The organism is Streptomyces sp. NPDC001292 (assembly GCF_042896465.1).
GTDB lineage: Bacteria > Actinomycetota > Actinomycetes > Streptomycetales > Streptomycetaceae > Streptomyces.
Genome location: NZ_JBIAXG010000007.1, coordinates 118,078 through 135,448, shown reverse-complemented (window position 1 = coordinate 135,448; position 17,371 = coordinate 118,078). Strand labels below are relative to the sequence as shown.

The following is a 17,371-nucleotide window of genomic DNA, read 5'->3' as shown; positions in this document are numbered from 1 at the left end:
CCGAGCAGGAGCTGGTGCGGCCGGAGGGACTCGAACCCTCACGGGAGTTACCCCACTGGGACCTAAACCCAGCGTGACTGCCAATTCCACCACGGCCGCCCGGTGCTGCCCGGCCATGCTACTGGCCGGGCGGCGCCCTCAGATGCCCAAGTCCTTGATGATCTTGGCCACGTGGCCCGTCGCCTTCACGTTGTAGAGGGCTCGTTCGACCTTGCCCTCCTCGTCGACGACGATCGTGGAGCGGATGACGCCGACGACGGTCTTGCCGTAGAGCTTCTTCTCGCCGAAGGCGCCGTAGGACTCCAGGACCTTCTTGTCCGGGTCGGCGAGCAGCGTGACCCTGAGGGACTCCTTGTCGCGGAACTTCGCCAGCTTCTCCGGCTTGTCGGGGGAGATGCCGATCACGTCGTACCCCGCGCCCGCCAGCAGGTCCAGGTTGTCGGTGAAGTCGCAGGCCTGCTTGGTGCAGCCGGGGGTGAGGGCGGCCGGGTAGAAGTAGACGATGACCTTCCGGCCCTTGTGGTCGGCCAGCGACACCTCCTTGCCGTCGGCGTCGGGGAGGGCGAAGGCGGGGGCCACGTCCCCGGGCTGGAGTCGCTCGGTCATCGAAGCTCGTCTCCTCGTGCGTGCGCATCGTGCGTGCGAATACCGTGTCGCTCCGAGGGTAACCGGGGGTGCCGACGGTGCGGTCGGAGCGAGAACTGACAGACTGTCCCGAACAGGCATCAGTTGACTTCGGAGGCGGCACGGTGGCGGACACCGCGGACACCAGAACCCCGGCTGAGATCGAGGCGGACATCAGGCGCCGCCGCGAGGTGCTGGCCGAGACGCTCGACGAGATCGGGGTGCGCGTGCACCCGAAGACCATCGTCGGGGACGCCAAGGCCAAGGTCGTCTCCAACATCGACCACACGCTCGGACGGGCCTACGTGCAGGTCAACCGAGTGGTGAGCGATGTGCGCGCGCAGTTCGTCGACGAGGAGGGCACCCCGCGCCTGGAGCGGGTCGTGCCGGTCGCGCTCGTCGCCGTCGGCCTGGTAGGACTGCTCGCTCTGGGCGCCCGCCGGCGCCGCCGCTGAGCGGCACGACGCCCCACCGCGTGACGACGTGCCGAAGGCAGGTAGGTTCGAGTCGTGAGCGCCAACAGAAATGAGCACAGCAGCCACCACGACAAGCTGCCCATCCGGATGCTGCACGACCGGGTGCTCGTCCGGCAGGACACGAGCGAGGGCGAGCGGCGTTCGGGCGGTGGCATCCTGATTCCCGCGACAGCGGCGGTGGGACGCCGGCTGGCCTGGGCCGAGGTCGTCGCGGTGGGGCAGAACGTGCGGACCGTCGAGCCGGGGGACCGGGTGTTGTTCGATCCGGAGGACCGTGCCGAGGTCGAGGTGCGCGGGGTCGCGTACGTGCTCATGCGCGAGCGTGATCTGCACGCGGTGGCCGCGGACCGGTTCGAGGGCTCGGAGGACTCCACCGGCCTGTATCTGTAGAAGTGCGAGGACGTCCTGCACGACGCTGCACGACCGCTTCGCAGACCGACCGCCGAGGGGCTGGTGACCATGGTCACCAGCCCCTTTGTCATTTCTTTGCTAGCCTCGGGTCCAACCCGACGAGACGCGCCGTACCGGGATGAACGCAAAGACGACGCACCCCCGTTCATGTCCTTACGTCGTCCCGGAGGTGCCCGTCATGGCCTGGGTCCTGCTCGTCCTCGCCGGTCTGCTGGAGGTGGGCTGGTCGATCGGGATGAAGTTCACCGACGGCTTCACCCGCCCCCTGCCCAGCGTGCTCACCGGCGCCGGGATCGTGACCAGCATGGTCCTGCTGTCGTACGCCGCCCGTTCCCTGCCCATCGGCACCGCCTACGGCGTGTGGGTGGGCATCGGGGCGGCCGGTGCGGCGGTGGTCGGCATGGTGGCGCTGGGGGAGCCGGCGACCGCCGCCCGGATCTTCTTCGTGAGTCTGCTACTGGTGGCTGTGGTGGGGCTCAAGGTCACGTCCGGCCACTGAACACCCCTTACAGGCCGGTGTTCGTGCCGCCGTCGCCCGAGGCACCGGCCCCCGTGCTCCCGCCCGCGTCGCCCGGGGTGCCGGTGTCGGCTCCGCCGGTCACGTCTCCCGGCGGGGTGCCTCCGACGTCCCCGGGCTCCCCGCCGGTGGGACCGCCCGGCGGGGTGCTGTCGGTCCCGCCGGTGGCGGGGTCGCCGCTGTTGGCGTCACCCGTGCCGCCGTCGCCCTGGCCCTGGCTCTGCCCCTGGTCCTGGCCCTGGTCCTGTCCGTGGTCCTGGCCGCCGGTGTCGGCGCCGGTCGTGCCGCCGTCGCTCTGGCCGCCGTCGCCCGGGTTCTCGGCGGGCTCCGAGGGCGGCGGCTGGATCTGGTCGGCACCCGGCTGGAGTTGGAGGTCGAAGTCGGTGACCAGGGTGTTCTTCAGGGCTTCCTGGGTGTACTGCGCCCAGATCTGGGCGGGTGGCCCGCCGCCGTTGACGCGGACCAGCCCCATGGCGCCGTAGAGCGACTTGTGATGGGCGGTGACCGGGTCCTGGCCCATGACCGAGACGACGGTGGCGAGGTCGGGGGTGTAGCCGGCGAACCAGGCCGCGGTGTCCTCCTCGGCGGTGCCGGTCTTGCCGGCGGCGGGCCGGCCGGCGCCCTGGGCGGCGGTGGCGGTGCCGTTCTGCACGACGCTGCGCAGTACCGCGGTGGTGGTGTCGGCGGCCTCGCGGCTGATCGGCTGGGACTCCGAGCGCTGGGGCAGTTCGACGGTGTCGGTGCCGTCCTTGGTGATCTTCTTGATCATCGTGTACGGGGCGTGCCGGCCGTGGTTGGCGAGCGTGGCGTAGGCCTGGGCCATGTCGACGACGCCGGCGCGGGCCACCCCGAGCGCGATGGACGGGGTGCCGGTCAACTCGGGGGTGTCGGCCGGCAGGCCGAGGGCGACGGCGGTGTCCTTGACCTTGTCGGAGCCGACGTCGACGGCCATCTGCGCGTACACCGCGTTGACGGACTTGTCCGTGGCCTCGCGGACGGTGATGTCCCCGTAGGACTGCTGGTCCTCGTTCTCGGGGGCGTAGGAGCCGCTCCAGCCCTGGACGGGGCGCTTGTTGGTGCCGTCGTAGTAGGTGTTCGGGGTGATCGGGCGGCCGTCCTGGGTCGCCGAGCCGTTCTGGACGGCGGAGGTGAACACGAACGGCTTGAAGGTGGAACCCACCTGGAAGTCCCGGCGGGTGGCGTTGTTGGTGTACTGCTTGACGTAGTCGATGCCGCCGTACATGGCCACGAGCTCGCCGGTCTTCGGGTCGATGGAGGCGGCGCCGGCCCGGACGTAGGTGTCGACCTTGCGGTTCTTCCGGTCGAGCTTGCTCATCACCTGGTCGTCCACGGCCTTGACCAGGGCGTCCTGCTTGTTCTTCTCCAGGGTCGTGGTGATCTGGTAGCCGCCCGCGGAGAGCTGGTCCTCGTCCAGGATCTTGTTCTTGGCCAGGTAGTCCTTCACCGCGCGGACGATGTAGCCGCGCTGCCCGGACATGCCCGTGGGGGCGGTGGCCTCCTTCGGCATCGGGAACTTCATCCCGGCCCGCTGTGAGGCGCTCAGCCAGCCCTTCTTGACCATGCCGTTCAGGACGTAGTTCCAGCGGGCCACGGCGGCGGACTTGTTCTCCGGGTGGGCGACGACGTCGTACTCGCTGGGCGCGTTGACCAGCGCGGCCAGGTAGGCGGCGCGGGCCGGGTCGAGGTCCTTGGCCTTGACGCCGTAGTACGCCTGGGCGGCGGCCTGGATGCCGTAGGCGTTGCGGCCGAAGTAGCTGGTGTTGAGGTAGCCCTCGAGGATGTCGTCCTTGGACTCGGTGCGGTCCAGCTTGATCGCGATGAAGAACTCCTTCACCTTGCGGGTGACGGTCTGCTCCTGGCCCAGGTAGTAGTTCTTCACGTACTGCTGGGTGATCGTCGAGCCGGACTGCTTGCCCTTGCCGGTGGCGGTGTTCCAGCCGGCGCGCAGCATCGCCTTGGGGTCGACGGCGGACTCGGTGTAGAAGTCGCGGTCCTCGGCGGCGAGCACGGCGTGCTGGGCGTCCTTGGAGACCTGGGCGAGCGTGACGTTCTCCCGGTTGATCTCGCCGTCGCGGGCGATCTCGGTGCCGTCGGCGTACAGGTAGACGTTGGCCTGTTTGACGGCCATGGCGTTGGCCGGCGGGATCTTCACCAGGGAGTAGCCGAGGAAGAACGCGCCGATGACCAGCAGCATGACGGTGAGGAAGCCGCCGAGCACCATCCGCCAGGTCGGTACGGCGCGGCGCCAGCCGGTGCGCCGGGGCCGTCCGGCCTTCTCGTCGCCCGTCTCGCTCTCCGCCCCGCTTCCCGCCCCGCTCCCCGTCTCGCTCTCCGTCCCGCCCCCGGTCCCGGGCGCCGCCGGTGGCTGGTGGTCGGCCCAGCCCTGGTTCCGCTGCTGCGGCTGCGGCTCGTCACTCATGTCGTGCTCGGACTCCTGTTTTCACGTCGTACGTCGCCGTACGTTTCACGTCGTACGTCCCCGTACGCCCTCATGCGCCTTCGGCGCCCCCAGATGAAGACTCTCGCAGCAACCGTTCCGTTCCCGGTCACGGGCACTTGTCCGGGCCGGAAAATGCGTGGCATGTCACGCCCGGGCGCATTAGGCTCCGGCGCTTTCGGTGTCGTGGCCTGGGAGGCGGTGCACGTGGGCGCTGGACGGTTGTACGGGGCCGTCGCGGCGGGGGGATTCAGACGGTACGCGACGTATCGGGCGGCGACGGCGGCCGGGGTGTTCACCAATACGGCATTCGGGCTGATCCTGGTGTACACGTACCTTGCGCTGTGGGATGTCCGGCCGCACCTGGGCGGTTACGACCAGGCACAGGCCGTGACGTACGTGTGGCTGGGGCAGGCGTTCCTGGCGGCGCTCGCGATCGGCGGGGGCGGCGTCGAGGACGAGTTGATGGAACGCATCCGTACGGGTGACATCGCCGTCGACCTCTACCGGCCGGCCGATCTCCAGCTGTGGTGGCTGTCGGCCGACGCGGGCCGGGCGTTGTTCCAGCTGGTGGGCCGGGGGGTGCTGCCCTTCGTGTTCGGGTCGCTGTTCTTCCCGGTGTACCTGCCCTCGGACCCGGTGACCTGGGCGGCGTTCCTCGGAGCGGTGCCGCTGGCGCTGCTGGTGGGCTTCGGGATCCGCTTCCTGGTGGCGCTGAGCGCGTTCTGGCTGCTGGACGGGGCGGGCGTGGTGCAGATGGCCTGGCTGGCCGGGTACTTCTGCTCGGGGATGCTGCTGCCGCTGAACGTCTTCCCGGGCGCGCTGGGCGAGGTGGTCCGGGCGCTGCCGTGGTCCTCGCTGCTCCAGGCCCCCGCCGACATCCTGCTGGGGCACGCGGACCCGCTGGACACGTACGTCTTCCAGGGGGCGTGGGCGGTGGCGCTGCTGGCGGCGGGGCGGCTGGTGCAGTCGGCGGCGACCCGGCGGGTGGTGGTGCAGGGTGGCTGAGCTCACCGCGGACCCGGCCGGCAACCGGCTGGTGGAGGGGCTGCGCGCCTACCGCCTGATCGCCGCGATGTGGATCCGCTCGACGATGGCCTACCGCGCCTCCTTCGTCATGACCACGGCCGGGAGCTTCGTCGCGACCGGGCTGGACTTCGTGGCGATCCTGCTGATGTTCTCCCGAGTGGACGCGCTCGGCGGCTACACGCTGCCCGAGATCGCCTTCCTGTACGGGCTGTCCGCCACCGCCTTCGGGCTCGCCGACCTGGCGATCGGCTCCATGGACCGGCTGGGGCGGCGGGTGCGCGACGGCACCCTCGACACGCTGCTGGTCCGGCCGGCGCCGGTGCTCGCGCAGGTGGCCGCCGACCGGTTCGCGCTGCGCCGGCTGGGCCGGGTGACGCAGGGGGCGCTGGTGCTGGGCTGGGCGATGGCCCGGCTCGACGTCGACTGGACGTTGCCGAAGCTGCTGCTGATGCCGGTCATGGTGGTCAGCGGCTGCGCGATCTTCTGCGCGGTGTTCGTGGCCGGGGCGGCCTTCCAGTTCGTGGCCCAGGACGCCTCGGAGGTGCAGAACGCGTTCACCTACGGCGGCACCACGCTGCTCCAGTACCCGCCGACGGTGTTCGCCAAGGAGCTGGTGCGCGGGGTGACGTTCGTCCTGCCGCTGGCCTTCGTCAACTGGCTGCCCGCGCTGTACGTGCTGGGGCGGCCGTATCCGCTCGGCCTGCCCGGCTGGACCGCGTTCGCGCCGCCGCTGGTCGCGGTGGCGTGCTGCGCGCTGGCGGGGGCGGCCTGGCGGGTGGGCCTGCGGTCGTATCGGAGTACCGGGAACTGACGGGAAATGAAGGGGAGAAGGGCGTACAGGGCGTATGGCGACGGCGATGGACGGTGTGGAGGGCAGGGACGGTGTGGACGGCGTGGACGACACGGACGGCGCGGGCGGTGGTTTCATCGCACTCGACCGGGTCGAGAAGGTCTTCGACGTACGGAAGAAGACCGGGTTCCTCAAGCGTGAGCGGCGGCAGGTGCGGGCGGTCGACTCGATCTCCTTCAGCGTGGCGCGCGGTGAGATGGTGGGCTACATCGGCCCGAACGGCGCGGGCAAGTCGACGACGATCAAGATGCTCACCGGCATCCTGACGCCCAGCGGCGGCCGGCTGCGGGTCGCCGGCATCGACCCCTCCCGCGAGCGGACCCGGCTCGCCCGGCGCATCGGGGTGGTGTTCGGGCAGCGTACGACCCTGTGGTGGGACCTGCCGCTGATCGACTCCTACCGGCTGATGCACCGCATGTACCGGATCCCCGAAGGCCGTTACCGCGACAACCTCGACCGCTGCATCGAACTCCTCGAACTCGGCGACCTGTTGGACGTGCCGGTACGGCAGCTCTCGCTGGGCCAGCGGATGCGCGGCGACATCGCCGCCGCCCTGCTGCACGACCCGGAGGTCCTCTACCTGGACGAGCCGACCATCGGCCTGGACGTCATCAGCAAGGCCAAGGTCCGTGAGTTCCTGCGCGACTTGAACGCCGAACGCGGCACGACGGTGCTGTTGACCACGCACGACCTCCAGGACATCGAGCAGCTGTGCTCGCGGGTGATGGTCATCGACCACGGGCGCCTGATGTACGACGGCCCGCTCACCGGCCTGCACGAGGCGGGCGAGAGCGAACGCACCCTGGTGGTCGACCTGGAGCGAGAGCTGCCGCCGATCGAGATTCCGTCCGCGCGCGTGGTGCGGGTCGAGGGGCCCCGGCAGTGGCTGGCCTTCCCGGCGGCCGAGTCGGCGGCGCCCCTGGTGGCGCGGATCGCGGCGGAGTACCCCCTGGTGGATCTGTCGGTGCGGGAGCCCGACATCGAGGCGGTCATCGCGAGGATGTACGCCGAGAAAGCGGTCTCGTAGGCTGCTGTCATGACGGAGGACCTGCCGGAGCTTCGCGCTTCCGACGCCGATCGTGAACGAGTCGCCGAGCAACTGCGGGACGCCCTCGCGGAGGGGCGGCTCGACATGACCGAGTTCGAGGAGCGGCTGGAGGCGGCGTACCGGGCGCGCACGTACGGCGAACTCGCGCCGCTCACCCGGGACCTGCCCGTGCCCGGGATGGTCGCCCCGGCGGTGAACATGGTCAAGCAGCCCGTGCAGGACGGCAGTTGGGCGTCGCGGGTGGTCGGCGGCGAGGGGTCCTCGTCGTGGGCCGTCGCCATCATGGGCGGGTTCGAGCGCAAGGGGCGCTGGACCGTGCCCAAGCGGTTCAACTGCTTCACCTTCTGGGGCGGCGGCGGCATCGACCTGCGCGACGCGGACTTCGCCGACCGCGAGGTCGTGATCAACTGTGTGGCGATCATGGGCGGGGTGGACGTGATCGTGCCGCCCGGCGTCGAGGTGGTGGTGCGCGGCATCGGCATCATGGGCGGCTTCGACCACCGAGAGGACGGCGTGCGGGGCGTGCCGGGGGCACCGCGCGTGATCGTGACCGGCGTGGCCTTCTGGGGCGGCGTGGGCGTCAGGCGAAAGATCACCGAAGCGGAACGGCGCCGCCTGAAGGAGCAGCGTCGCCAGGAGAGACTGGAGCGCAGGGAAGAACGCCGCAGGCTCGAGTAGCCCCGCGGCCCCCACCACTGCGCGCCCTACAGTTGCGCCTGCCCCGCCCCCTTCAGCAGCCTCAGCTCGAACACCTCGGCCATCTCCCGGTACCCCAGGTCACTGGGGTGCAGATGGTCCCCGCAGTCGTACTCGCCTCGCAGCCGCCGCGGATCGTAGGGGTCCCGCAGCGCCCTGTCGAAGTCGACCACGGCGTCGAACACCCGCCCGCCCCGGATCTCCGCGTTGACCCGCTGCCGTACCGCATCCCGGGCGGGTGTGTACCCGCGGTGCCCCCCGAACGGCATCAGCGTCGCCCCGACGACCTTCAGCCCGCGCGCGTGCGCCTGCCGCACCAGCGTGCGCAGTCCGCCGGTGATCCGCTCCGGGTCGGCGAGCAGCGGATCGCGCAGGATGTCGTTGACGCCGAGGTCGACGACGACGACCTTGACCCCGGTCCGCTCCAGCACGTCCCGCTCGAACCGGCTCAGCCCGCTGGGGTTGTCCGCGGGCCGCCCGAGGCCGTCGGCCAGCACCTGGTTGCCGCTGATGCCCTCGTTGACGACGCTGTAGCGCGGCACGTCCCGGCCCTCCTCGATCGCCGCCCGCAGCCGGCCGGACAGGACGTCGGTCCAGCGGCGGTCGGCGCCGAGGGTGGAGGTGGTGCCGTCGGTGATCGAGTCGCCGAGGACGACGACCGTCCCCTCGGCCTCGTCGCTGAGCACGTCCAGCGCGGTCAGATAGCGCCAGACCGTGGTCCGCTCGGTGTACGGGGCTCCGGTCAGGTCCTCGGTACGGTCGCCCTGGGCGACGTAGGAGATCTGGCGGGCGTGCGGGTGGTGGGTGACCGGGCCCGACGGGGTGGGGGAGTAGGTGGTGACCAGGACGTCGCCGCCCCGCGGTACGGCGATGCGTACGGAGTCGCTCATCACCTGCCCGCCGGCCGGTACGACGACCGAGGGGGCGCCGGTGAAGGTGAGCCGCCGCATGGTGCGCGGGGCGGCGGCCGCGGTGGCGTCGCCGGCGGCGACGGCGATCGAGGCGTGGGTGACGCTCAGCGGCGATTGGCCGTAGAGGTTGGACAGCGTGATACGGGCACTCGTCCCGGCGACGCTCGTGTGCACGACGTTGCGCACCGAGAGGCCCGCCATGCCCGTGGTCTCCGTGCCGGGTTCGGCGGCGGCCGGGGAGGTCGCCCAGGTGGCGACCCAGGTACCGGAGGAGGCCGGGGCGGCGGACTGTCCGGGGCCACGGCCGCCGGCCGGGGCGCCGGCCAGGCGGCCGTTGCCGGAGGCGATCCCGGCGTAGATGGCGGCGGAAACGACGACGATGAGTGCGACGATCGCGGTCAGCAGGGCGTAACCGTGGCGTCTGGTCATGCGGGTGATGCTCTCCTCGGGCGACGCCGACCGGAGCCCGGGGCTCCGAACTGATGGGCACATGGTGGGTCATGCGCCCGGGGAGAATGGACAGGATCCCGCCGAACCCCCCTCCGGACAGACGCCGGGAACTCTTGTTCCGTTCCGGGAGTCGGTCAGGAAGGGACAATTGTGTGCGGGATCACCGAACGGGTGGAGCGGATGGAACAGACGACCAAGGCCGGTCCGGAAACGGCGGACGCCGTCTCCCGCCGCGCGATGACCGTGTTCAGCCCCGCCGACGAGGAGCGGCGCCGCGGGGTGCGCCGCATGAAGCTGACCGCCACCGGGCTGCTGCTGTTCGTCGCCGTGGTGTACGTGCTCGCCAAGTGGGGCGAGCACGCGGGCGCCGGCCCCTGGACGTCGTACGTCGCCGCGGCCGCCGAGGCCGGCATGGTCGGCGCGCTCGCCGACTGGTTCGCGGTCACCGCCCTCTTCCGCCACCCCCTCGGCCTGCCCATCCCGCACACCGCGATCATCCCGAACAAGAAGGACCAGCTCGGCGTCTCGCTGGGCGAGTTCGTCGGTGAGAACTTCCTCTCCGAGGACGTCGTACGGGAGCGGCTGCGCGCCGTCGGCATCGGCAGCCGCCTCGGCGCCTGGCTCGCCCAGCCGGAGCACGCGGACCGGGTGACCGCGGAACTGGCCACCGCGCTGCGCGGCGCCCTGGCCGTCCTGCGCGACTCCGACGTCCAGGCCGTCGTCGGCGAGGCGATCACCCGCAGGGCCAACGCGCAGGAGATCGCGCCCGGCATCGGCAAGCTGCTGGAGCGGGTCGTCGCCGACGGCGGCCACAAACGGGTCGTCGACCTGGTCGTCTCCCGCGCGCACGACTGGCTGGTGCTGCACAGCGACTCCGTGATGGACGCCGTGCAGGGCGGCGCGCCCGGCTGGACCCCGCGGTTCGTCGACAGGAAGGTCGGCGAGCGCGTCTACAAGGAGCTGCTGCGCTTCGTCACCGAGATGCGGGACATGCCCTCGCACCCGGCGCGCGGCGCGCTCGACCGCTTCCTCACCGACTTCGCCTCCGACCTCCAGTCCGACACCGACACACGCGCGCGTGTCGAGCGGCTCAAGGGCGAGGTGCTGCGCCGCGGCGAGGTCCAGGAGCTGATCGCCTCCGCCTGGACGGCCGTACGGTCGATGATCGTCGCGGCGGCCGAGGACGAGCGCAGCGAGCTGCGCCTGCGGGTCCGCGCCTCGCTGCTGTCCCTGGGCGCCCGGATGGCCGAGGACTCCAAGGCGCAGGGCAAGGTCGACTCCTGGGTCGAGGGCGCGGCGGTCTACGTGGTGACTACCTACCGCAGGGAGATCACCTCCCTGATCACCGACACCGTCGCCGGCTGGGACGCCGAGCACACCACCCGCAAGATCGAGGCCAACATCGGCCGCGACCTCCAGTTCATCCGCATCAACGGCACGGTGGTGGGCTCCCTGGCGGGCGTGCTGATCTACGCGGTGACGCGGGCGATGGGAGCGTAGGGCCTCCGGCGGTTGGACGGGTTCCGGGCCTGGTGTGTCCGGGGGACCCGGGGCCTGTCGGCTTCCGGGGGCCCCTCGGGCCCTGTCGTGGTCGGCGGACGGGGCGGGCTTTTGGGCGGGGTGTCCTTGGGCGGGACGGCCTTTGGGTGGGGGCCGGGCTCTTGGACGGGACGGGCCCTTGGGCCGGGCGGGGCCTGTGGGCCGCGGGACGGGCTTTTGGATGGCAGGACGGGCATTCGGATGGGGCGAGGCCTGCGGGCAGGGCGGGCCTTTGGGCCGGTCGGCCGTCTCCCGAGCGTGATCCACGCGGTTCGGGGGAACCCGCATGGCGTTCCGCTCGACGTGGAGGGAGCCCATGGCCACCGCCGAGGCCGAGACCGGCCGTACCGTGACCACCGACATCCCCGCCCGCCTGGACCGCCTTCCGTGGTCGCGCTGGCACTGGACGATCGTCGTCGGTCTCGGCACCGTGTGGATCCTCGACGGTCTGGAGGTCACGGTCGTCGGCAACATCGCCAGCCGCCTGTCCGAGCCCGGCAGCGGCCTGTCGATCAGCTCCGCACAGGTCACCGGCACCGCGGCCGCCCTCTATGTGGCGGGCGCCTGCACCGGCGCCCTCTTCTGGGGCCGCCTGACCGACCGCTACGGCCGCAAGAAGCTCTTCATGATCACCCTCGCGGTGTATCTGGCGGCCACCGCCCTGACCGCGGCCTCCTTCGAGGCCTGGTGGTTCTTCCTCTTCCGCTTCCTGACCGGCTTCGGCATCGGCGGCGAGTACGCGGCCATCAACTCCGCGATCGACGAGCTGATCCCCGCCGCGTACCGCGGCCGCGTCGACCTGATCATCAACGGCAGCTTCTGGGTGGGCGCCGTCGGCGGCTCCCTGCTGTCGATCCTCGCGCTGAACACCGGCGTCCTGGCCGCCGACCTGGGCTGGCGGCTGACGTTCGCGCTCGGCGCCGTCCTCGCCCTGGTGATCCTCCTCGTCCGCAGGCACGTCCCGGAGAGCCCGCGCTGGCTGCTGATCCACGGCAGGGACCGGGAGGCCCAAGAGGTGGTGACCGACATCGAACGCCGGATCGAAGCCGAGCGGGACGAGCCGCTTGCCGAGCCGCACGGCGCGATCACCATCCACCAGCGCCGCGGCGTGAGCTTCACCGAGATCGCCCGCACGGTCTTCGCCGACTACCGCAGGCGCGCAGTCCTCGGCTTCTCCCTCTTCATCGGCCAGGCCTTCCTCTACAACGCCATCACCTTCGGCTTCGGCGCGATCCTGACCAAGTTCTTCCACGTCCCCTCCGACCACACCGGCTACTACTTCGCCGTCATCGCGGCGGGCAACTTCCTGGGCCCGCTGCTGCTGGGCCACCTCTTCGACACGGTCGGCCGCCGGGTGATGATCTCCTCCACCTACCTGCTGTCCGGCCTGCTCCTGTTCGGCACGGCCTGGCTGTTCGACCGCGGCGTGCTGAGCGCCGGCACGCTGACGGCCTGCTGGTGCGTGGTGCTCTTCTTCGCCTCGGCCGGCGCCTCCAGCGCCTACCTGACGGTCTCCGAGGTCTTCCCGATGGAGACCCGGGCGATGTCCATCGCCTTCTTCTACGCCCTCGGCACCGCGGCCGGCGGCATCAGCGGCCCGCTCATCTTCGCCGACCTCACCAGCACCGGCAGGGTCGGCGACACGGTCCTCGCCTTCCAGATCGGCGCCGCCCTGATGTGCGCGGCGGGCCTGGTCGCCGCCTTCCTCGCGGTCAGGGCCGAACGCCGCTCCCTGGAGGACATCGCCACACCGCTGACGGCGGTGAAGACACCGGAGGCGGAGTCGTTGCCCTAGCGGGGCAGCCGCCCGCCGAGGGCAGCCGCAAGGGCATCCGCCGAGGGGCAGCCGCACGGGCATCCGCCGCGGATCAGCCGTAGAAGTACCGCGTGCCCTTCTCGATGAAGATCCTCGGGCGCGGCCAGCGCGCGGCGCACGGCGGGCGGAAACATGCTGGCGGCGACGGTGACGGGTCCGATGGCGACGATCGCGGCCAGGACGTGCACGGCGAGAAGGAACTTGGTCACGTCCCCGACGCTAGACACCGGGCCGATCTTGAAGAAGTGGCGAGAGTGACAGGGACCGACGGATTCTCGCCAGCCCCGGCCCGCCGACGATCGCGGGCACCGCCATCAGGCACGACAGGGGTGAGCGCCGGCGCACACCCCCGGTGCCGGACCAGTGCCGGACCGGTGCCCGGAGCGAGGCCCGACCGCCCGACCGAGGCCGGGACCCGGGCCTACCGGGCGTCTCGCCGGTCGGCCACGGCCCAGGAGGCGAGGGCGACCGCGCCCGCCACGGTGAACACGGACGGCCATGCGCCCACCTTCCTGGCCAGCGGATGCGACCCGGCGAAGGCGGCGACGTAGGCGGCGGTGAGCGCACCTGCCGCCTTCCCGCCGGCCCGTCGGTGCCACTGCCACGCGGACGCGACCCCGGCGGCGGCCAGCACGGCCCCGCCCAGTTGCCGCTTCCCGGTCCACCGGGCCACGCCGTACCCACCGACGAGCCCACTCGCGGCGACCACTGCCGCAGGAACCCTGGCCATCACTGCCTCCCGCACTCGTAGGACATACCAGGCTAACCCGCACGTCACGCGGCGTTCCGGCGGGCCGGCGGCCCCAGCGGAGCGGTGAGACGCAGGTCACATGGGTCGCCTCGGCGGGTCTGTCACACATCGCCTACGGGGTCCGTCGTAGAGGTGTAAGCGAAACCGAGCGAAGCAGAACGAAGCAGAACCAACCTCCACAAGGAGCCCAGGATGGAAGCCCGTCTCAACCTCTTCGGCAACGCCCTCGCGGCCAAGTTCCTCCGCCAGATCAACTCCGCGGGCAAGACCGTGTCGGACTCGTCGCTCCCGGCCTCGACCCAGGAACTGGTGAAGATCCGCGCCAGCCAGATCAACGGCTGCGGCTTCTGCCTCGACATGCACACCAAGGACGCCGCCCACGCCGGCGAGACGGCCGTACGCCTCAACATGGTCGCCGCCTGGCGCGAGGCCAAGGTCTTCACCGAGGCCGAACGTGCCGCCCTGGAACTGGCGGAGCAGGGCACCCGCATCGCCGACGCGGCGGGCGGCGTCACCGACGAGGCCTGGGCCAACGCCGCCAAGCACTACGACGAGGACCAACTGGCGGCCCTGGTAGCCCTCATCACCATGATCAACGCCTACAACCGCCTGAACGTCATCGTCCAGCAGCCCGCGGGCGACTACGAACCGGGCATGTTCGGGTGAGCGTCTCGGCCGTGCTCCGGCCGGGCTTCTGCTGAGCGCGTCGGGCCTACGCGGCCGCCGAATCCCACCCGGCGTGGGGGCGGCGGCCGGGGGGTCCGGTCGGGGCGTCCGGCCGTCCGGCCGGTGCACTGTGACCAGCCGCCGGCGGGCGGCCTCGACCTCAGTGGTGTCGTTCGCCGCCTGCCGGTGCTCCTCCCACGGCCCGTCCGTCTCATCCTGGCGTCCGGTGGGGGGAGTCGGTTTCCGTGAGGGCGGCATTCGCGGCCTGATATAAGATTGGCCGCGATATATAAACCCGGTCGTGGGAGGCCTCATGTCCAGGACACTGGTTGACATCGACGACGACAAGCTGGCTTTCGCCCAGCGGCAGCTCGGCACCAAGACCAAACGGGAGACCATCGACCGCGCGCTGACCATAGCGTCCGCGATCAGCGCCGATGACCGGGCGCGCGCCCTGCGCTGGCTCCAGGAGAACGCCGACGCCTTCCTGGACTTCGACGTCCTCGCGGAACGGGAACGGGCAGGCCTGTGACCTACCTGGCCGACACCTCCGCGGTGTGGCGGCTGCTGCGTGGTCGACTCGGCTCTCCCTGGCCCGATCGCGTGGCACGAGGGCTGGTCGCCATCTGCCCGCCCGTCGAGGCCGAACTGATGCCCGGCCTCCGGTCCGGCCGGGACTACGAGCCCTTCTTCACCATGCTCGGCCAGACCTTCGGCTGGGTTCCCGCACTCGACGATCCCTGGTCGAAGATCGTGGAGGTGCAGCGGGACCTGGCGAAGATCGGCCATCATCGCGGTCCCTCCCCCATGGACATCCTGATCGCTCTCACCGCCGGGCAGCACGGCCTGACCGTGCTTCATGCCGATGACGACTTCGCGGCCATCGCCAAGGTGAGACCGGACGTCTCCATGGTCCGGGGCGAACGCTGAGCAACTGATCCAAAAAATGTTGAGACCCTTACCCCATGACGACACCACCAGACGGACTGCCCCTCTACCGAGTCCTGACCGGCCCGGACGACGCCGCGTTCTGCCGGCGGGTGAGCGAGGCGCTCGGCCTCGGCTACGAACTGCACGACGGCCCTGCCCTCACCTTCAACGGCGAGAACGTCGTGGTCGCCCAGGCAGTGGTCTGGCCGGTACGGCCGAAGCAGCCCTCGGAGTAGCGACGGTCGCGGTTCACCCGTGACGTGGTCGTGGCCGCACGGGTTGGGCGAGGCGTGAGCCACGCCTGACCCGTGCGGCCTTCCCGTCCTGACCGCGCAGGAGGCATCGGCATCCCGGCGCATCGGTCGGATGACCGATGCGCGGCGCCCGGCTGACATCGCAGAGTCGCTCCCACTCCGGGTGCGCCCCTGGGCGGCCCGTCATCCAACCGCGTCCTGTCCGGGAGTCGCCTTGCCCGCATTCGCCGACCTGGTCTTCGTCAACGGTTCCGTGCTGACCGTGGACGCCGACTTCACCATCGCCTCCGCGCTCGCGGTCACCGGGGACACCATCACGGCCGTCGGCGGACGCGGCGAGACAGACGCTCTGACCGGTCCCGCCACCCGGGTCATCGATCTGAAGGGCGGCACGCTGCTGCCTGGCATCAACGACTCCCACCTGCACGGCTGCGCCTTCGGCGTCAGCTCGCCCCCGCTGGCGCTCGACCTCGGCCACCCCGCCGTGGGGTCGATCGCGGACGTCACCGAAGCGGTCCGGCAGGCCGCCGAGAGCACCCCGCCCGGTCAGTGGATCACCGGCATCGGCTGGGACCTCGGCTATCTCGCCGAATGCGTGGCCGACTCCTCGCGGCTGCCGACCCGTCACGACCTCGACGCCGTCAGCCCGCACCACCCGGTCCTTCTGCAGGACTTCTCCGGGCACGCCTGCTGGGTGAACTCCGCCGCGCTCACGCGCGCCGGGGTGGACCGGGCAACCGCGACGCCCCCTGGCGGGGTCATCGTCACGGACGGGTCCGGAGAGCCCACCGGGCTGTTGCGGGAAGGTGCCCAGGTGTGTGTTCAGCGGGTGCTGCCGCCGCTCACCCGTGAGGCAAGGGCCACGGCGATCCGCTCGACGCTGGCGAAGCTGCGCGCTCTCGGCATCACCAGTTACACCGAGCCGGGCCTCGGCCCCGGCGGTGAGCAGATCATGGGCGGTGCGCTGGCGGGGGAGACCCTCGACGTCTACCGGCAACTGCTGGCCGACGGCGAACTCACCGCCCGCGTCAGCGTGCTGCTCCTGCCGGTCGGCATGTCCGGCACGGCGACGGAGTTCGCCCGCGCCCTGGACGGGATGGACGCGCCGGCGAACGCGGACCCGCGTCGCCTGAACGTCATCGGCGTGAAAGTCTTCGCCGACGGCATCCCGCCGAACAAGACGGCTTGGATGCACGAGGCGTACCTCGGCGGCGGCTGCGGCGCCCTGTGCGTGGGCGGCGGGACCGACGACGAACGCGTGGCGGAGGTCCGCGAGATGGTGCGGCACGCGCACGCCGCCGGTTACCAGGTCGGCGTCCATGTGACCGGCGACCGGGGCATCGACACCGTCGTCGACGCCTTCGCGGCCGCGGCCGACACGCATCCCCGTCCCGACGCCCGGCACTACGTCATCCACGGTGACTTCCTCACGCCCCGCAGCATGAAGCGGCTGGCCGAGCACGGGTTCGGGGCCAACATGAACCCCACCATCAAGTGGACGATCGCCGATCTGGAGGAGGAACTCGTCGGCCCGGAGCGAGCAGCGTACGAGTGGCCCTACCGGGACGCCATCGACGCGGGAGTCACCGTGGCGAGCAGTTCCGACGCGCCCGTCACGCTCCCCGACTGGCGTCAGGGCATCGCCACCATGCTGCTGCGCGAGTCCAAGGCCAGCGGCCGGGTCAGCGGCCCCGATCAGCGCATCACCCTCGCCGAGGCCGTACGCACCTACACGGCCAACGGCGCGTGGCAGGACTTCGCGGACGACTGGAAGGGCACGCTGGAGGCCGGCAAGGTCGCCGACCTGTGCGTGCTGGGCGGCGACCTGTTGACCGCCGACCCGCACGACATCCCCGACCTGCCGGTGACGCTGACCGTGCTCGGCGGTGAGGTCGTGCACGACCTTCTCACCGGCTGAACAGGCGTTGACGAGGGCCGCGCGGCG

19 protein-coding genes, 1 tRNA gene and 1 riboswitch are annotated in these 17,371 nt (G+C 71.1%); of the genes, 14 read left to right on the top strand and 6 right to left on the bottom strand.

Features of this window, described 5'->3' with window-relative positions:
* Window positions 1-12 precede the first annotated feature (12 nt).
* Both ACFY4A_RS11020 and bcp read right to left on the bottom strand, forming a co-directional pair.
* Window positions 13-99: transfer RNA gene (locus tag ACFY4A_RS11020), tRNA-Leu, on the bottom strand.
* A 39-nt stretch (window positions 100-138) separates the two neighbouring features.
* Window positions 139-606: a thioredoxin-dependent thiol peroxidase gene (gene bcp, locus ACFY4A_RS11015; RefSeq protein WP_390829104.1), complete on the bottom strand. Its 468-nt coding sequence runs from the start codon at window positions 604-606 to the stop codon at window positions 139-141.
* Between the two features lie 143 nt (window positions 607-749).
* Between bcp and ACFY4A_RS11010 the strand changes: the two genes are divergently transcribed.
* The 3 genes from ACFY4A_RS11010 to ACFY4A_RS11000 all read left to right on the top strand — a co-directional run bounded on the left by ACFY4A_RS11010 (window position 750) and on the right by ACFY4A_RS11000 (window position 2,010).
* A complete protein-coding gene (locus ACFY4A_RS11010) occupies window positions 750-1,079 on the top strand; it encodes a DUF3618 domain-containing protein (RefSeq protein ID WP_390829103.1) in 330 nt (109 codons plus the stop codon).
* A gap of 54 nt (window positions 1,080-1,133) precedes the next feature.
* Window positions 1,134-1,490, top strand: coding sequence for a GroES family chaperonin (locus ACFY4A_RS11005; protein WP_390829102.1), 357 nt, complete (start codon window positions 1,134-1,136; stop codon window positions 1,488-1,490).
* A 97-nt stretch (window positions 1,491-1,587) separates the two neighbouring features.
* Window positions 1,588-1,651: riboswitch (guanidine-III (ykkC-III) riboswitch) on the top strand.
* A gap of 38 nt (window positions 1,652-1,689) precedes the next feature.
* The gene (locus tag ACFY4A_RS11000) at window positions 1,690-2,010 is read left to right on the top strand and encodes a DMT family transporter (protein WP_390829101.1); all 321 of its coding nucleotides are present in this window, start codon (window positions 1,690-1,692) and stop codon (window positions 2,008-2,010) included.
* A gap of 7 nt (window positions 2,011-2,017) precedes the next feature.
* Here ACFY4A_RS11000 and ACFY4A_RS10995 read toward each other — a convergent pair whose 3' ends face one another.
* Complete coding sequence (locus ACFY4A_RS10995; RefSeq protein WP_390829100.1) at window positions 2,018-4,468, bottom strand: transglycosylase domain-containing protein; 2,451 nt, start codon at window positions 4,466-4,468, stop codon at window positions 2,018-2,020.
* A 225-nt stretch (window positions 4,469-4,693) separates the two neighbouring features.
* Here ACFY4A_RS10995 and ACFY4A_RS10990 point away from each other — a divergent pair, with 225 nt between their 5' ends.
* The 4 genes from ACFY4A_RS10990 (at window position 4,694) to ACFY4A_RS10975 (ending at window position 8,091) form a co-directional block, all read left to right on the top strand.
* The gene (locus tag ACFY4A_RS10990) at window positions 4,694-5,494 is read left to right on the top strand and encodes an ABC transporter permease (protein ID WP_390829193.1); all 801 of its coding nucleotides are present in this window, start codon (window positions 4,694-4,696) and stop codon (window positions 5,492-5,494) included.
* A gap of 67 nt (window positions 5,495-5,561) precedes the next feature.
* Window positions 5,562-6,326, top strand: a complete 765-nt coding sequence (locus ACFY4A_RS10985) for an ABC transporter permease (protein WP_390829192.1) — start codon at window positions 5,562-5,564, stop codon at window positions 6,324-6,326.
* 34 nt (window positions 6,327-6,360) lie between these two features.
* Window positions 6,361-7,392: an ATP-binding cassette domain-containing protein gene (locus ACFY4A_RS10980; protein WP_390829099.1), complete on the top strand. Its 1,032-nt coding sequence runs from the start codon at window positions 6,361-6,363 to the stop codon at window positions 7,390-7,392.
* Window positions 7,393-7,401: 9 nt separating this feature from the next.
* Window positions 7,402-8,091: a DUF1707 domain-containing protein gene (locus tag ACFY4A_RS10975; RefSeq protein ID WP_390829098.1), complete on the top strand. Its 690-nt coding sequence runs from the start codon at window positions 7,402-7,404 to the stop codon at window positions 8,089-8,091.
* A gap of 26 nt (window positions 8,092-8,117) precedes the next feature.
* Here the strand turns inward: ACFY4A_RS10975 and ACFY4A_RS10970 are convergent, their stop codons facing one another.
* Complete coding sequence (locus tag ACFY4A_RS10970; RefSeq protein ID WP_390829097.1) at window positions 8,118-9,449, bottom strand: SGNH/GDSL hydrolase family protein; 1,332 nt, start codon at window positions 9,447-9,449, stop codon at window positions 8,118-8,120.
* Between the two features lie 171 nt (window positions 9,450-9,620).
* On the opposite strand from ACFY4A_RS10970, the gene ACFY4A_RS10965 reads away from it, so the two are divergent.
* The gene (locus ACFY4A_RS10965; protein WP_390829096.1) at window positions 9,621-10,970 is read left to right on the top strand and encodes a DUF445 domain-containing protein; all 1,350 of its coding nucleotides are present in this window, start codon (window positions 9,621-9,623) and stop codon (window positions 10,968-10,970) included.
* A gap of 355 nt (window positions 10,971-11,325) precedes the next feature.
* Window positions 11,326-12,804, top strand: coding sequence for an MFS transporter (locus ACFY4A_RS10960; RefSeq protein ID WP_390829095.1), 1,479 nt, complete (start codon window positions 11,326-11,328; stop codon window positions 12,802-12,804).
* On the opposite strand, the gene ACFY4A_RS10955 is transcribed toward ACFY4A_RS10960, so the two are convergent.
* Window positions 12,801-13,034: a hypothetical protein gene (locus ACFY4A_RS10955; RefSeq protein ID WP_390829197.1), complete on the bottom strand. Its 234-nt coding sequence runs from the start codon at window positions 13,032-13,034 to the stop codon at window positions 12,801-12,803. The genes ACFY4A_RS10960 and ACFY4A_RS10955 overlap by 4 nt on opposite strands.
* A gap of 212 nt (window positions 13,035-13,246) precedes the next feature.
* Complete coding sequence (locus ACFY4A_RS10950) at window positions 13,247-13,555, bottom strand: hypothetical protein (protein WP_390829094.1); 309 nt, start codon at window positions 13,553-13,555, stop codon at window positions 13,247-13,249.
* Window positions 13,556-13,768: 213 nt separating this feature from the next.
* Here ACFY4A_RS10950 and ACFY4A_RS10945 point away from each other — a divergent pair, with 213 nt between their 5' ends.
* From ACFY4A_RS10945 to ACFY4A_RS10925, 5 genes are all read left to right on the top strand, one after another.
* Window positions 13,769-14,242, top strand: coding sequence for a carboxymuconolactone decarboxylase family protein (locus ACFY4A_RS10945; protein ID WP_390829093.1), 474 nt, complete (start codon window positions 13,769-13,771; stop codon window positions 14,240-14,242).
* Between the two features lie 313 nt (window positions 14,243-14,555).
* The gene (locus tag ACFY4A_RS10940) at window positions 14,556-14,774 is read left to right on the top strand and encodes a type II toxin-antitoxin system VapB family antitoxin (protein WP_111006448.1); all 219 of its coding nucleotides are present in this window, start codon (window positions 14,556-14,558) and stop codon (window positions 14,772-14,774) included.
* Entirely contained in the window at window positions 14,771-15,172 is a 402-nt protein-coding gene (locus tag ACFY4A_RS10935; RefSeq protein ID WP_390829092.1) for a PIN domain nuclease, read from the top strand. Before ACFY4A_RS10940 ends, ACFY4A_RS10935 begins: the two co-directional genes overlap by 4 nt.
* A 35-nt stretch (window positions 15,173-15,207) precedes the next feature.
* On the top strand, window positions 15,208-15,408 hold the full coding sequence (locus tag ACFY4A_RS10930) for a DUF1737 domain-containing protein (RefSeq protein ID WP_390829091.1): 201 nt from the start codon (window positions 15,208-15,210) through the stop codon (window positions 15,406-15,408).
* Window positions 15,409-15,640: 232 nt separating this feature from the next.
* Window positions 15,641-17,344 (top strand): amidohydrolase, encoded by a 1,704-nt coding sequence (locus tag ACFY4A_RS10925; protein WP_390829090.1) that lies wholly within the window; start codon window positions 15,641-15,643, stop codon window positions 17,342-17,344.
* Window positions 17,345-17,371: the final 27 nt, after the last annotated feature.

Coding starts and splice junctions, on each gene's coding strand:
- bcp (WP_390829104.1), bottom strand. CDS start 606: ATGACCGAGCGACTCCAGCCCGGGGACGTGGCCCCCGCCTTCGCCCTC.
- ACFY4A_RS11000 (WP_390829101.1), top strand. CDS start 1,690: ATGGCCTGGGTCCTGCTCGTCCTCGCCGGTCTGCTGGAGGTGGGCTGG.
- ACFY4A_RS10995 (WP_390829100.1), bottom strand. CDS start 4,468: ATGAGTGACGAGCCGCAGCCGCAGCAGCGGAACCAGGGCTGGGCCGAC.
- ACFY4A_RS10985 (WP_390829192.1), top strand. CDS start 5,562: ATGTGGATCCGCTCGACGATGGCCTACCGCGCCTCCTTCGTCATGACC.
- ACFY4A_RS10980 (WP_390829099.1), top strand. CDS start 6,361: ATGGCGACGGCGATGGACGGTGTGGAGGGCAGGGACGGTGTGGACGGC.
- ACFY4A_RS10975 (WP_390829098.1), top strand. CDS start 7,402: ATGACGGAGGACCTGCCGGAGCTTCGCGCTTCCGACGCCGATCGTGAA.
- ACFY4A_RS10970 (WP_390829097.1), bottom strand. CDS start 9,449: ATGACCAGACGCCACGGTTACGCCCTGCTGACCGCGATCGTCGCACTC.
- ACFY4A_RS10960 (WP_390829095.1), top strand. CDS start 11,326: ATGGCCACCGCCGAGGCCGAGACCGGCCGTACCGTGACCACCGACATC.
- ACFY4A_RS10950 (WP_390829094.1), bottom strand. CDS start 13,555: ATGGCCAGGGTTCCTGCGGCAGTGGTCGCCGCGAGTGGGCTCGTCGGT.
- ACFY4A_RS10945 (WP_390829093.1), top strand. CDS start 13,769: ATGGAAGCCCGTCTCAACCTCTTCGGCAACGCCCTCGCGGCCAAGTTC.
- ACFY4A_RS10940 (WP_111006448.1), top strand. CDS start 14,556: ATGTCCAGGACACTGGTTGACATCGACGACGACAAGCTGGCTTTCGCC.
- ACFY4A_RS10930 (WP_390829091.1), top strand. CDS start 15,208: ATGACGACACCACCAGACGGACTGCCCCTCTACCGAGTCCTGACCGGC.